Source organism: Pseudomonas duriflava, assembly GCF_007830155.1.
GTDB lineage: Bacteria > Pseudomonadota > Gammaproteobacteria > Pseudomonadales > Pseudomonadaceae > Chryseomonas > Chryseomonas duriflava.
In genome coordinates this window covers 1-13,751 of record NZ_VLKY01000036.1, presented here as the reverse complement: position 1 = coordinate 13,751, position 13,751 = coordinate 1, and the positions used below count along the sequence as shown (strand labels likewise).

Annotated in this window: 18 protein-coding genes; 8 read left to right on the top strand and 10 right to left on the bottom strand. The window is 56.5% G+C overall.

Annotated elements, in window-relative coordinates; genetic code table 11:
- On the top strand, window positions 1–246 hold a 246-nt coding region (locus tag IQ22_RS22390; protein WP_145146030.1), incomplete at its 5' end, for a zinc ribbon domain-containing protein.
- A gap of 39 nt (window positions 247–285) precedes the next feature.
- Here the strand turns inward: IQ22_RS22390 and IQ22_RS22385 are convergent.
- Window positions 286–501 carry an exodeoxyribonuclease VII small subunit gene (locus tag IQ22_RS22385; protein ID WP_019364507.1) on the bottom strand — a complete coding sequence of 72 codons (216 nt, stop codon included), beginning with the start codon at window positions 499–501 and terminating at the stop codon, window positions 286–288.
- Window positions 502–700: 199 nt separating this feature from the next.
- Here IQ22_RS22385 and IQ22_RS22380 point away from each other — a divergent pair, with 199 nt between their 5' ends.
- A complete protein-coding gene (locus IQ22_RS22380) occupies window positions 701–1,069 on the top strand; it encodes a hypothetical protein (protein ID WP_145146029.1) in 369 nt (122 codons plus the stop codon).
- 285 nt (window positions 1,070–1,354) lie between these two features.
- On the opposite strand, the gene IQ22_RS22375 is transcribed toward IQ22_RS22380, so the two are convergent.
- The 4 genes from IQ22_RS22375 to IQ22_RS22360 form a co-directional block, all read right to left on the bottom strand.
- On the bottom strand, window positions 1,355–1,678 hold the full coding sequence (locus tag IQ22_RS22375) for a hypothetical protein (RefSeq protein WP_145146028.1): 324 nt from the start codon (window positions 1,676–1,678) through the stop codon (window positions 1,355–1,357).
- A 574-nt stretch (window positions 1,679–2,252) separates the two neighbouring features.
- Window positions 2,253–2,996 (bottom strand): NADPH-dependent F420 reductase, encoded by a 744-nt coding sequence (locus IQ22_RS22370; protein WP_145146027.1) that lies wholly within the window; start codon window positions 2,994–2,996, stop codon window positions 2,253–2,255.
- A 65-nt stretch (window positions 2,997–3,061) separates the two neighbouring features.
- Window positions 3,062–3,805 carry an NADPH-dependent F420 reductase gene (locus IQ22_RS22365; protein ID WP_145146026.1) on the bottom strand — a complete coding sequence of 248 codons (744 nt, stop codon included), beginning with the start codon at window positions 3,803–3,805 and terminating at the stop codon, window positions 3,062–3,064.
- 61 nt (window positions 3,806–3,866) lie between these two features.
- A complete protein-coding gene (locus tag IQ22_RS22360; RefSeq protein ID WP_145146025.1) occupies window positions 3,867–4,646 on the bottom strand; it encodes an SDR family NAD(P)-dependent oxidoreductase in 780 nt (259 codons plus the stop codon).
- 212 nt (window positions 4,647–4,858) lie between these two features.
- Between IQ22_RS22360 and IQ22_RS22355 the strand changes: the two genes are divergently transcribed.
- From IQ22_RS22355 to IQ22_RS23255, 6 genes are all read left to right on the top strand, one after another.
- Complete coding sequence (locus tag IQ22_RS22355) at window positions 4,859–5,728, top strand: SDR family NAD(P)-dependent oxidoreductase (protein WP_145146024.1); 870 nt, start codon at window positions 4,859–4,861, stop codon at window positions 5,726–5,728.
- On the top strand, window positions 5,688–6,158 hold the full coding sequence (locus IQ22_RS22350; RefSeq protein ID WP_244309391.1) for a MarR family winged helix-turn-helix transcriptional regulator: 471 nt from the start codon (window positions 5,688–5,690) through the stop codon (window positions 6,156–6,158). The genes IQ22_RS22355 and IQ22_RS22350 overlap by 41 nt, the downstream gene beginning before the upstream one ends.
- Window positions 6,159–6,200: 42 nt before the next feature.
- Window positions 6,201–6,629, top strand: a complete 429-nt coding sequence (locus IQ22_RS22345; RefSeq protein WP_145146023.1) for a nitroreductase family protein — start codon at window positions 6,201–6,203, stop codon at window positions 6,627–6,629.
- 265 nt (window positions 6,630–6,894) lie between these two features.
- Window positions 6,895–7,473, top strand: coding sequence for a recombinase family protein (locus tag IQ22_RS22340; protein WP_145146022.1), 579 nt, complete (start codon window positions 6,895–6,897; stop codon window positions 7,471–7,473).
- Between the two features lie 32 nt (window positions 7,474–7,505).
- Window positions 7,506–10,472: a Tn3 family transposase gene (locus IQ22_RS22335; RefSeq protein WP_145146021.1), complete on the top strand. Its 2,967-nt coding sequence runs from the start codon at window positions 7,506–7,508 to the stop codon at window positions 10,470–10,472.
- Complete coding sequence (locus IQ22_RS23255; RefSeq protein WP_483247343.1) at window positions 10,473–10,709, top strand: DUF7740 domain-containing protein; 237 nt, start codon at window positions 10,473–10,475, stop codon at window positions 10,707–10,709. It abuts the gene before it with no gap.
- A gap of 128 nt (window positions 10,710–10,837) precedes the next feature.
- Here IQ22_RS23255 and IQ22_RS22330 read toward each other — a convergent pair whose 3' ends face one another.
- The 5 genes from IQ22_RS22330 to IQ22_RS23470 all read right to left on the bottom strand — a co-directional run.
- On the bottom strand, window positions 10,838–11,047 hold the full coding sequence (locus IQ22_RS22330; protein WP_145146020.1) for a hypothetical protein: 210 nt from the start codon (window positions 11,045–11,047) through the stop codon (window positions 10,838–10,840).
- A 49-nt stretch (window positions 11,048–11,096) separates the two neighbouring features.
- Window positions 11,097–11,561: a hypothetical protein gene (locus IQ22_RS22325; RefSeq protein WP_145146019.1), complete on the bottom strand. Its 465-nt coding sequence runs from the start codon at window positions 11,559–11,561 to the stop codon at window positions 11,097–11,099.
- Window positions 11,562–11,609: 48 nt separating this feature from the next.
- On the bottom strand, window positions 11,610–12,617 hold the full coding sequence (locus tag IQ22_RS22320; RefSeq protein ID WP_145146018.1) for a formylglycine-generating enzyme family protein: 1,008 nt from the start codon (window positions 12,615–12,617) through the stop codon (window positions 11,610–11,612).
- A gap of 539 nt (window positions 12,618–13,156) precedes the next feature.
- A complete protein-coding gene (locus IQ22_RS23250; RefSeq protein WP_158635481.1) occupies window positions 13,157–13,405 on the bottom strand; it encodes a hypothetical protein in 249 nt (82 codons plus the stop codon).
- 138 nt (window positions 13,406–13,543) lie between these two features.
- The coding region (locus IQ22_RS23470) for a DUF7740 domain-containing protein (protein WP_145146017.1) at window positions 13,544–13,751 on the bottom strand (208 nt) is incomplete at its 5' end.

The following is a 13,751-nucleotide window of genomic DNA, read 5'->3' as shown; positions in this document are numbered from 1 at the left end:
TGGGCAGGCCGGCAAGTGGTCGCCATAGACCGCTGGTTTCCCAGCTCAAAGCGTTGTTCCGGCTGTGGGTTTGTAATGGACCTAATGCCGCTTAGTGTCCGCTCTTGGGTTTGCCCTCAATGCAAAGCACAGCATGACCGCGACGTGAATGCCGCGCTTAATATCAAAGCGGCCGGGCTGGCCGTGTTAGCCCTTGGAGCGAATATAAGCGGCACAGGTCAAGAGCCTGTGTCCTGTTCGCAGTGAATTGGGAATCCCCGTCCTTCAGGGCGGGGAGCAGTCAATTCAACACTCGGCGGCAGGCGCTGACTGCTTCATGGTCTCGGCTACAGCAAGCCGTGTTTTGGCCAGTCGATCTTCGCAGAATTTGAAGGCCTGGTTCATCTGGGCGGTCAGAGTTTCCAACTCGTCGATGGAGACCTCTCCGCGCTGCAGACGCTCAACGTTGGCCTTGATGAAGGACAGATTCTGCTCGTAGGTTGAACGCTGATCATCAGACATGACGTCCCCTTTACCTAGTAGTGTTGAATTACGCTTGCATACTGCCCAAGGCAATAACGCGTGTCACTGCCTGTCTTGCAGACTTTCTGCAAGACACGACATCTGGGCGTCAAGAAAGCATGCATTTTATTTGCGCCAACTAGGAGAATTCAGTGTTCTACTATTCTTAGTAAACGTGTTCTATATGAGGTTGAGCAAGATGAAGACAGGGTTTGATACGGACTTTACGAGCCTTAAGGGACATCTGAATGAGATTTTATCTAATAACGATGCGACATCTAGGGACAAGGTCGTAACTACGCTTTCTCAATGGGAGGCGCTTGCCAAGTCCCAATCTGAGCTGGTGGATGACTTCATGAATCTGAATGAAGTTTTAACCTTAGATGATATCCCACGCCTCAAAAGCGCTGTGCTGACCCTCAAACATCTCACAAAAGCTACCAAGGCTCTATGCGAATACATAGACCTGAAGCCATCATCTTACGTGACAGGTGTTCATACTCGGATTTTGGATCTAAGCAAAAAGGCCGAAGCTAATGTTCAAGAGATTATAAGCTTGGCGGACTAGAACTATGCGTTTCTATGATGCGATCGTGGCGCTGGCGCTAGTAGGGAAAAACACAGGATTCGGAAAAAATCGGGCGCTAAGGCAACGGGTCCTTCATTGAAGGACCGCTTTCGACCTATTATGGTGAAAAAGTCGGGCGGCAACAGTTTTGGGACGCCCCAAAGGTCCAACATCCCCAAGATCGTTCAATACGGGCCGTTCTGACAAGTCGAGCCCTGCAGGGTTTCTATCCACAGTTCAACTTTGCCGAGTTTTTCACCACAATAGACCCATAACAGCCGTTCGCTAGTTGTCTGCCTGTAACTGGGCGTAGGCTTCAGCTATGACGCAACCATCGCCGCAAATCAGATCGCCGTCCTCATCAAGCACACGATAACCATGTTGGACACCACCGATGCTTGATGCTCCATCGAGACCACGTAGCAAGGTATAAAACGTGTCCGTTAGAGCCAGGTTCAGGACGTCGCGCAGTGCGATGGTCTGCTGTTCGGTAAGGCCCATCGATGAGATTTTTTGAGAGACCAAGGTTTTACTTCCGGTCCCCATGAATAGCGCAAGCAAGTCATCTTTTTCCATCCGCCAATGCGTCACAAACTCTGCTGGAGTCATCTTGAGTTCCCTCATAGGTCAATAAAGGATGGTATTCGAACAGCCCAGTGACGCGGTGGCGCGGCCAAGCCGCAGCACGACGTGAGGGCCTTGCCCTTGCGACCGATGAAAGCACTGGGCCACAGCCGTAAAGCCGCTGGCTCGCCTCATCAGGCGGCGATGCCAGCCTGCCCGGCGATCTCGGCGACGTTTGAGAAAGCCAGCGGGCGAACTGACCCGTCCCCGGGGTCCTCCCCTCGAAAAGCGCTGATCCGGGATATCGAATAGTTGTTGGGTTAGCTAACGGGTATTTTCCGGCCGATCAGCTTCGCATTTCGATTGAGACGATGTGGAATCCATACGGTCCAAAATGCTCAAGATGGTCGTCCTTTCAGAAGGGAATACCCGGCGTACAAGCCGGGTTTAAAGTGCGTGGCAGGAGGGGGGAGGCGCTCGAGGACGGGCTCGCCGCACCGGCGTAGCCTCGATGGGCAGGAAGCCGGTCAACGGCGTTCCTAGAGCCCTAGGGCTAGGAGCAGACCTTGCATGCTGCTTGGTCAGACGGATGTCCCGTTCCTGCGATAGGTCCCGCCGTTCACATGAACAAGGCTCGCGCAATCCGGACAACCGTCTCTGCATCCGGCGACGCTCGTTCGCCGACCCGTTCTGCAAAGACCTGCGCTGAGAGGTCGCGCCTTGCAGGGAGGCGTTCGCGTTCCGCGGCAGCCAGCGCCGGCCCCATCTCATCGCGGGTCAGATCAGTAATATAGACCGGCGAACCCGGCTGTTGGCGCCAAGACTCAGCTAACGTGCCCGCGTCGTATCCGTCGAAGCCAGTGTCCTCCACCAGCTTGATGGCGGCTTCACGATCGCGCTCCCGGTCGCCAGAAACCGGGAGCGCAACACGGCCGGGGGTGCCTTTGGGACGACCTTGACTTTCGAAAGAGGCCATGCCGATCGAATTCCAGGCCTTGGCGATAGGCCGGCCGAAATAGTCCCGGGTCCATTCGCTTTCGGCCTTTCCAGCCTCAAGCTCCGGATTCTCGGGATCGCGGCCGGGGAAGTAGTTGGAGATGTCGATCACCACGACCTCCTCGGGCAGCGTGGCGATCAGCTCCCTGATCTTTGCGAACCCCGGGTGGGGCATCGCCAGGATGACGACGTCCACGTCGCGCACCGCATCCTCGGCATTTGCCGCCGTGGCCCCGGTCGTCAGCGCCTCGGCAGGGACAGTCTCCGCTCCACGCGAATTGGCGGCCTTCACAGCATGGCCCGCCGCAGCAAGCCTGCTTGCGAGCTGCTTGCCCATGAAGCCCGTTCCCAAGATACCCACCTTCACGGCTTGGTCCTTTCTTCAAGTTGTTCGATCGGCCGTATGGCCATCATGAGATCAGGCCGACGGCGTCACATCTGCAGCGCGCGGCTGATCCGGATGATGGTATCGGCGTCAGGGTTGATCCCGGCGCCAAAGCGTTCCGCGAAGACTGCGACAGCTAGATTGCGACGATCGGCAAGACGATCCCGCTCAGCAGCAGCAAGGGCCGGCGCAATCTCGTGGAGGGCAAGGTTCGTGCAGTAGACGGGCGAACCGGGCTGCTGACGCCAGGAATCCGCAAGCGGTCCAGCGTCGAAGCCGTCGAAGCCGGTGTCGTTGACCAGCGCGATCGCGACTTCCCGGTCGCGTGAGCGATCACCCGAGATCGGGACTGCGCCGCGCTCCGGGTCGCCTGATGGCCGGCCCTTGTCGGCGAGAACATTGGCGCCAACGGCGTTCCAAGCCTTGGTGATCGGACGTCCAAGGGTCTCCTGAACCCACTCGCTTTCGACCTGACCAGCTTCGATCGCCGCGATTTCACCATCGCGCTGCGGGAAGTAATTGGAGGTATCGATCACCACCACGTCTTCGGGCAATGCGGCAACCAGCGGCTTCACCTTCTCGAATGCCGTCTGCGGCATCGAGAGGATGGCGACCTCCACGTCCTGTAACACCTCTTCTACGGTGACCGGGCGGGCGCCCGTGTCTGTCGCTTTGGCCGGGATGGTGTCAGGGCTTCCCGAGTGCGCTACCGTCACCTCGTGACCGGCAGCAGCGAGCTTGTTGGCAAGTGTCGCGCCGATGTTTCCTGCGCCGAGAATACCGATTTTCATAATTAGATACTCCATTTTCTATTGATTGAGGGCTGTATGAGCAGAGCGAGCGGACGCGCTGTCATAGCAGGGTCTGGCCGCCATCGACGACCATCTGATGGCCGGTCATGTAGCGGCCGTCGTCCGAGGCGAGGTAGATCACCGCATTGGCGATGTCGTCGGGAACCCCGACATAGCCAAGCGGCACCGTTTCTTTGGCCATGGCGTCGAGATCGAGCTTGTCTGCGAAGTCACCCCCCTTGAGATTGCCGAGGCGATCCCACGCAGGCGTCGCGATCATGCCGGGGTGCAGCGAGTTGACGCGAATGCCGTCTTTCGCGCCCTCCATCGCCGCAACCTTGGTGATCTGCGCGATAGCCGCCTTGGTACCGCAATAGGCGGCCATGTTTTCATACGGCTTCATCGCCGCCGCGGACGACAGGTTGATCACGCTGCCTCCGCCGCTCTGCTTAATGAGCGGCATGGCATGCTTCATGCCCAGGAACATGCCGTCCACGTTGATCGCGAAGATCTTGCGCCACGTGGCGTAGTCGGTTTCGGTCAGCGGCGAGGCGAGCCCTATCCCGGCGTTGTTTATCAGGACATGCAGCGCCCCATGGGTCGAGCGAACCTCGTCGATAGCTTTCGCCCACGCGTCTTCCTGCGTCACATCGAGTGCGACAAAGGCTGCTTGGCCACCCGCATCGGTAATCTTTTCGACGATGTCGCGTGCGCCCCCTTCATGAATATCGGCGACGAAGACCATGGCTCCCTCGGCCGCCATGCGTATGGCCGCAGCGGCGCCAATCCCCTGTGCGGCACCCGTTACAAGTGCGATCTTGCTCGCGAGCTTTCCTGCCATCGTTGTTCTCAGGTTCTGGCCCTTGTCAGGCCTGCGTGAGGTTCAAATCGATGCCGATGGATCGTCGTCCGGTCCGGCATCGCGGCAACCAAGTTATTGCTTACCGTCCGCTATAATACATATAATATGTAGCGTACGATACAATATCGAATGATCGAACCACCCGCGATACAATCCGGGCGGTGATGAAGATGAGAGAGAAAGGATTTGCCATGGCGAACGTAGAGACACTGGTAGCTGTCATTACCGGCGCAAGCCGGGGCTTGGGCAAGGGCATCGCGCTGGAACTTGGGCAGCGCGGAGCGACCGTATACGTTGTCGGTCGGACCACCGTCAGCGGCAGTCAGGTGTCGGCAGGCGGCAAGCCGGTCCCCGGCTCGATCCATGAGGCGGCAGCCGAGGTTACGGCGGCCGGTGGGCGAGGCATCGCTGTGGCCTGCGACATGTCTGTAGACGATGACATCCGTGCCCTGTTCGAGCAGGTGCGCGAGGAGAGCGGCCGCCTGGACATCCTGGTTAACAATGCAGCTTCGTTGCACGACGAGATGGGCAAGCGTCCCTTCTGGGAAGCGCCGGTCCAGTTTGCCGACATCATCAACGTCGGACTTCGCTGCCATCAGGTCGCGACCTATTACGCGGCGCCACTGCTGGTGGCAGCAGGGCGTGGCCTGGTCGTCAACATCTCCTTCTACAGCGATGCCAAAATCCACGATCCAGCCTATTACGCGGCAAAGGCCGGGCTGGACCAATTGGCAGCCTCATGGTCGGAGGACTTCGCTTCCCGCAACGTCGCCGCGATCTCGCTTTGGCCCGGCTTCATCCGGACCGAACGCGGGGACGAGGTACTTGGCGAGAAGAAGGAGTTGTTCGCAGGGATGGGCATGGAGAGCCCGCGTTACGAGGGACGGGTGATCGGTGCCATCTGGGACGATCCGTACATGATGAAGCTGAGTGGCAAGACCGTCATCGGGGCTGAGTTGGGCGAGCGCTACGGCGTGTCGGATCTTCCTGGATTCGATCCCAAGTCGCTGCGTCAGTTTTATGGATCACCGCATCCTCGCTTTGACCCTCATGGAGCCTGATCAGGACGGGGTCGGGGCACAGCTTTCCTTCGCCCTTTACGGAGCGGCCAATCGGGTCGCGCGCTTGCACAAGCCGTTCCTCAGGCCATTGGGGCTCACCTTTCCCCAATATCTCGTCATCCTCGAACTACTGAAGCTCTCCCCACTTACGGTAGGCGAACTGGGTGATCGTCTCGGAATGGAGACAGGAACGCTTACCCCGCTTCTGAAGCGGTTACAAACCTCCGGAATGGTGACCCGCACCCGGGACGTCAGTGATGAGCGACGTGTGCTGATCGACCTGACGGCCAGGAGCCGGGACATCGAAACGGATGTCCGTGCAATCAGTGGGAAGATCCGAACCGCCTGCCAGCTCACGGAAGCTGGACTGGCTGACCTTCGCCGGACGCTGGAGGCATTGGGCCACCCGGTCGTCACAAAGCAACAATAGGGCGAACTCTGCCTGCCCGAATACAAGAACGGAGTTATTCACGTGCCTGAGCCAAAGCTGTTTCACGATGTCCTGCGAGAGCGGCATTCAGTGCGGAGCTTCCTGCCTGACGAAGTGCCCGATGAGGTGCTTCGCGCCGTGCTGGAGGACGCGCAGCTCGCGCCCTCCAACTGCAATACTCAGCCGTGGCAGGTGCATATCGTATCGGGCGCCAAGCGGGACGAGCTGAGCCGGGCAATCCTTGCCGATGACGATGCCGGGCACAACACGCCCGACTTCAGCTTTGCGCTCAGCGACTTTAAGAACGAGATATGGCACCAGCAGCAGCCAGATCGGCGTACCGGGTCCAAGAGTCGACAGGTAGCCGGTAAGGGTGTTGCGCCGATCAACACCGCAGAGCGCCGGCCCGAGTGTGCGCGGATCGTTGAGGTCGAACAGCAGGGTAGTCTAGACAGCTGCGCCCAGAGGTAGAAATGACAACACCGACCGATTGTTCAACCCGACCGCGCAGGCGCTTAGCTACTTCCGAACGATGTAGACCGATTAGACCGAGACTTTGAAGTCTCCTTGTGAACGGCTGCTTTTGGGCCCGAAAGCGGCCCGTCGGAAAACATATGTTTTCCGACGGCTTGACAGGCGATATCTCGGTCTTACACGCCAAGGAATGAAAAGTGTACGGAAACCTATGTCGTAATGGTGTAGCGTACCACAATCATCTTTTATGGGTTTTCCGTACATGCTTGTCGGATACATGCGGGTTTCGTCCGAGTCGGACCGCCAAAACACCAACCTGCAGCGCGACGCGCTGCAGACGGCGGGCGTCGATGTCCGGCATCTTTATGAAGACCGTGCGTCCGGTCCCAAGGATGATCGGCCAGGCTTGGCTCAGGCACTTGAATTCTTGCGGCCTGGTGATGTGCTTGTCGTCTGGAAGCTAGATCGGCTCGGCCGCTCATTGCCGCACCTACTTTCCATCGTAAACACGCTCAAAGACAAGCAGGTCGCCTTTCGGTCACTCACCGAAGGAATGGACACGACGACAGCTTCCGGCGAACTGCTGTTCCATGTTTTCGGCGCGCTGGCCCAGTTCGAGCGGGCGTTGACCAAGGAACGCGTGACCGCCGGACTTGCCGCAGCGCGTCGGCGCGGTCGTGTTGGTGGCCGCCCGCCGTCAATTACCGGCGAAAAATTGGAGTCCATTCTTGCAGCACTGCGCGACGGCATGTCCAAGGCGGCTGTCTGCCGAACCTTTGGGGTCAAGCGAACCACGCTGATTGAAACCATTGCGCGAATTGGCGGAGCGGGGCCGACATGAGGTGTCTATATGCCGCCAGGATGACGTAACGTATGGCGCGTCGCTCGGTACTTTCCGCATCGGAACGGGAGAGCCTGTTGGCACTCCCGGAGGCCGAAGACGACCTGATTCAGCATTACAGCTTCACCGAGTCCGATTTGTCCATGATCCGGCAGCGCCGCGGCGATGCCAACCGAATCGGCTTCGCCGTCCAATTGTGCCTGCTGCGCTACCCTGGCTATGCGCTGGCTGGCGACATGCCGGTGCCGGATACGGTCATTCAATGGGTCGCCCGCCAGGTACGAAGCGATGCCGCCACTTGGCAGGAATACGGGGTGCGCGAAAAAACGCGGAATGAGCATTTGCATGAGTTGCGCGCTTATCTCGGATTGTTACCGTTCGGCTTAACGGATTTTCGGACGCTGGCGCACAGTTTGGTTGACCTTGCCATGCAGACTGATAAAGGCATCGTGCTCGCAAGCCATGCCTTGCAAATGCTGAGGCAGAAACGCATTATTTTGCCGACTCTATCGGTCATTGAGCGTGCTTGCGCGGAAGCTGTGACGCGGGCCAACAGGCGCATCTATCGGACGTTGAACGAGCCGCTGGAACGACACCACCGGAGCGGGCTGGATAACCTACTTAATGTTGCGCCGGACATAAAAATCACCTGGCTCGTATGGTTGCGTCAGTCACCACGCAAACCGAATTCCCGCTACGTGCGGGAGCATATCGCGCGCCTCAAAATCTTCCAGTCGCTCGCCCTGCCGGAGGGACTGGGCCGGCATATTCACCAAAACCGTCTGCTGAAGATTGCGCGTGAAGGCGCCCAGATGCAACCGAGTGACCTTGCCAGATTTGAGGACGAGCGGCGCTACGCCACACTGGCAGCACTGGCCATCGAGGGCATGGCCACCGTGACGGACGAACTGGTCGACCTGCACGACCGCATCATGGTCAAGATGTTCAGCGTCGCCAAGAACAAGCACCAGGAGCAGTTCCAAAAGCAAGGCAAGGCGATCAACGACAAGGTACGTCTGTATTCGAAAATTGGCCGTGCGCTTGTCAAAGCCAAAGAATCCGGCGGCGACCCCTATGCCGCGATCGAGTCCGTGCTGCCGTGGACTGAATTTGAACAAAGCGTCACCGAGGCCACCCAGCTCGCTCGGCCCGCAACATTTGACCATCTCCAACTGATCGAAGAGCAGTACAGCACATTGCGTCGCTATACGCCCGAATTTCTCGACGTGCTCAAGCTCAAGGCGGCGCCCGCAGCACAAGCGGTACTCGACGCCATCAACGTCGTGCGCGAGATGAACGCGACCGGAGCGCGCAAGGTACCGGAAGGCGCGACCATCACATTCGTCAAAGCCCGTTGGAAACCGCTCGTCATCACCAGCGATGGCATCGACCGCCGCTTCTATGAGATATGCGCACTGTCCGAGCTGAAGAACGCCCTGCGCTCCGGCGATATTTGGGTGCAGGGCTCGCGCCAGTTCCGGGATTTCGAGGAGTATTTGCTGCCACCGGAAAAATTCAGCGAACTCAGACAGGCCCGCACCCTGCCCATTGCAATCAACCCTGACCTCGACCAGTACTTGCTCGAACGCGTAATGCTGCTGAACCAGCAACTGGCCACGGTCAACCGGTTTGCCCTGGCCAATGAACTGCCGGACGCCATCATTACCGACACTGGCCTCAAAATCAGCCCGCAGGATGCGGTGGTTCCCGAGTCGGCCCAAGCACTGATCGACCTCACCAGCGCGATGCTGCCACGCATCAAGATCACGGAGCTGCTGATGGACGTCGACGACTGGACCGGATTCACCCGTCACTTCGTCCATCTGAAAAACGGCGAGCAGGCCAAGGACAGGACACTGCTGCTGTCGGCGATTCATGCCGACGCCATCAACCTCGGCCTGACCAAGATGGCGGAATCGAGCCCCGGCGCGACCTATTCCAAGCTGTCATGGTTACAGGCCTGGCACATCCGTGACGAAACCTATTCGGCCGGCTTGGCCGAACTCGTCAACGTTCAATCCTGTCACGCGTTTGCCGCCAACTGGGGAGACGGCACCACGTCATCATCGGATGGCCAGCGCTTCCGCGCGGCCGGCCGGGCCGAAAGTACCGGACACATCAACCCGAAGTACGGCGCCGAACCGGGAAAGATGATCTACACGCACATCGCCGACAACTATGCTCCGTTCAGCACCAGGATGGTCAACGTCGGCGTCAGGGATTCGACCTATGTGCTCGATGGATTGCTTTATCACGAATCAGACCTGCGCATCGAGGAGCACTACACGGACACCGCCGGCTTCACGGACCACGTGTTCGCGCTGATGCATACGCTGGGCTTTCGCTTCGCGCCGCGCATTCGCGACTTCGGCGACACGAAGCTGTACATTCCAGGCGCTGTTGCGGACTATCCAGGTTTGAAATCCATGATCGGCGGTACTCTGAACATCAAGCACTTGCGCGCGCATTGGGACGAAATCCTGCGCCTAGCGGCGTCAATCAAGCATGGCACTGTCACCGCATCGCTCATGCTGCGCAAGCTCGGCAATTATCCGCGCCAGAACGGTCTGGCGATCGCGCTGCGTGAACTTGGCCGCATCGAGCGCACGCTGTTCATTCTGGACTGGCTCCAAAGCGTCGAGCTACGCCGGCGCGTCCATGCGGGACTGAACAAAGGGGAGGCGCGCAACGCGCTGGCCAGGGCAGTCTTCATCCACCGGCTGGGCGAAATTCTGGACCGGAGCTTTGAACAGCAGCGGTATCGTGCCAGCGGCCTGAATCTGGTGACGGGGGCCATTGTGCTCTGGAACACCGTGTACCTAGAGCGGGCCACGCAGGCTTTGCGCGAGTCAGGCAAGCTGCCCAAGGACGACATGCTGCAATATTTGTCGCCCTTGGGCTGGGAACACATCAATCTGACCGGGGATTACGTCTGGCGTCAGAGTCGGAAGAGCGACAATGGACAATTTCGGCCGTTGGTGTTCCGCAACAACGAGTGAATTGCCTTAGCGCCCGATTTTTTCCGAATCCTGTGTCCTCCCCTAGTAGCCGAAATCCACGGATCAGACAAGGCGGTGGCAGACGCCGCAAAGCGGTTTTCGAAGGTATTGCCCCGGCGTTACCGTCAGCACATGTTCGAGATCATGAGCAGCCGCTCACCGCTACGCCATATGAAGGTCTTTGTCATGACCTTGCCGGATGATGTTCTAGAGTTAATGGCCTCAACTCAGGACTGAGAGCCGCTTGAACCTTTTGCAGGGGGCAAAAGAATCTCTGAACGATGTACCGGATCATTCGCACGAGACCTCGTGGATATTAAAGTTATCGCCGCGAACACAAAAAGCTTTAACAGTTCTGTTTAGACCTATTTCGCAGAAGGCGTAAGCGCTATCCCTGCTATCCATGCTACCAGCCCTAATGCCAGCGCCAGGCCCGAAAGCCAATACGAGGCAAGACCGAATTCAGCAAGCTGGCTTGCAAACAACGGACTGATGATGCCAATGGAAATGCCCGCTACGCCAACTTTGCGCAGGCCCTGGGAAAGCATCTTGCGTTTACCGAATGAAAGGTTCATCTGCAATGCATCTGAGGGAGAAAATTCTTATTAAGCCTAGCTGATATCTTCAGCTTTTCTGCTGATAGAGCCGAGCCGCTGTCATTCTGAGCATTGAAAAGCAGGTGGCAGGGTCAAGCCCAACCTGTGAGGAGAGTACCCGCATCGCAAGGCAGCCCAGCTCAAAGGCCTTATCCGGCGTAATCGGCACGATGATGGAGCGCCCTGGCGCCTGCATCCTGAGCAGCAACATACCGCGCTCTGGCTGGTTCTGCAGCAGCAATGACTTGGAGCGATCCTCACCATGGTTTCTAGCCTCGAACTCGGGTACCAGTCCGGTCACAGCACACATGAAAAGCGTGGTTTCCCGAGGCGTTACCTGAAAGGTAAGTTTGTGGCCCCAGTCGTAGCCATCACCTGACTTGTTAGCGCCATCCACACTGATGACCGGCTCGCTCGATCGATTCGTTGCAAGCTCGAATTTCAAGGCGCCAGAGGAGGCATAAACGTTGAAACCGGGATAGCGATCAGTCATGGCGTGCAGACATTGGAATAATAATACTCAGGCAAATGCACTTGGCTTTTAAAGCTTTTTACTGGACTGCAATGAGCATCTGAAACTTTGGGTCGGATAGAAATCGTGCCCTTCAGCACGAGTTTTTTTCCGCATTACAGTAAAAGCGGAGGCCCATGGTGAATCTTCAGCAGGAAACCCCCGAATAACTTTTTCAAGGCCCATCTTAGGTCCCTTAGGGTTCAACACAGGTGACTCAGCGTAGTAACTTTCGCTGTACCAGTCATTGATCCACTCGGTAGCGCTTCCTGCGGCCATATACAGGCCCAAGGCATTAGGCGGATAGCTGTCTACAAGCGTTGGCATTGAAGATTGCCCCTGTTGGGCATTGCGGTCAGGAAAATTCTTTCCAATTTGCAGCGTACCATCATTGGTTGGGTAAAGAATCTTTTCCCCTCTGTTTCGCGCTGCAAATTCCCACTGTGCTTCTGTAGGTAAGTCGACCGGATAGCCGCTGAGCTCGCTAATCCAGTTGCAGTAGTCCTTGGCCTGTTGCCAGTCTTTGGTAGGCGCTGGATTTGTAGGGAGATAGTAATCCTTCAAATCCTCACGCTTACGCAGTGTCTTATCAAAAATCTCGAGACCATGGACTTCTCTGAAGAGATCAAAATCTTTGAGAGTCGTTTTCTTGCTAGCCAGGTAATAGCTGTCCAGCTTGACCTGATGAAGCGGATTATCTCTATCGGGTGTAATAGGACAGAGGTTCTCTGGCTCCTCCCCACACGGCCAGTCGCATTTCTGAGCGGGGTCAAAATCACAGATCCAGCCAAAGTCACCCATTTCAAACTCGCCGCCCTCAACAAAGATCATCTCATCGATGGAGCGTATCGCAAGCGCCAGAACTTCCTTTTGCTTGGCACTAGAGAGGTTTGGGTATTTTTGTTCAATTCCTTGAGCAATAGCCTGCACCTGTTCAGGTATCAAAACGTTGCTTTGCGGAAGCGAGGCGGAGTCAGAATCGCAGGCGGCCAGGAGGCCAAGGCTGATAAGTGAAACAGCCAGGATACGCGCAGTCATGTTCATCCCTGAAATAACGATCAGGTGAGAGGGTAACATGTACACTCATATGCAAGGCGGTCCATGCCAGCAAAATAGGTATGTGTGTAGCTAGGCCCCAAAGAGACCAAACACCTCTCACTACAAGTCAGGTGACAGGGGACAAGTACTCATACCCGATCACCACTTTGTACATTCTATACATCCATAATACCAGCCGTACATCTTATACATCAAAAAGCCCTCTCCCCAACCAGCCGCTCCTAAAGAAGGAAAGATCAAGGAAAAGAAAAGGAAAAAGGAAGGAAAAAGGCTCGTGGGAGGTGTCTATCAGGGGGAGGCTAAAGGGTTATACGTTTATGTGGGCTGGTATTACAATGTAGAGAATGTACTTTCTAAAAGGACATTGGATCAATAGAGGTACAGGCTGTACATTGTACTCTGGTTCTTCTCTCGTTCCTTCCAGCTTACCCGTTACCCCCTACAAACGTGTTCAGAGTCGCCTAGATCTTGGCAACATTGAAGTCTATCGAGGGGGCACTCCCTGCTGCCATGGCATATCAAACCGATGGAGATAAGCCGCCTATAAAGATAAGGCAAAGGAAAGGCCTTCTTTTCCCCTTTTTAACCCAACTACCGTTGCTAAACCGATCAAGCTCTGCTCGTAACTTGTCTTCATTAGGAAGCAACAATTTGTATTTGCTGGCAAAGAGCTGCTCATTCCCATCCTTAATGGGAATGAGCAGCCGACGCATCTTTTTGTAAGCAGAAAATAAGTCCAGCTCAATTCGGTACGCACTGCGTTCCAAATTGGAAATTCCTGATAAGAAACTTGCAGATTGTGCTCGTCAAAGCCCCTGGCAAATACGCGTGGAACGACTTGGGCAAGATCGAATTTAATAATGTGTAGGCCTATTTCCCAACAGGTTTGTAACGGGCCTAATTCCTTATTCTTCACCTTTGAACTGGCCTGGCGGATCAAAGAGATCCTCTGGCAGGGTGCTAATGAATAGCCTTACATGGCGAAGCGGCGAAGGGCTGTTCATGATGTCAAACATAAACTGCCGATAACGCCTGGGCAGCTGTTTTGAAAATCGTTTGGCCGCCTCAGCTACTGCTCGATCCGTTCCGTGAATTTCAGCTATCAGTGCCAGG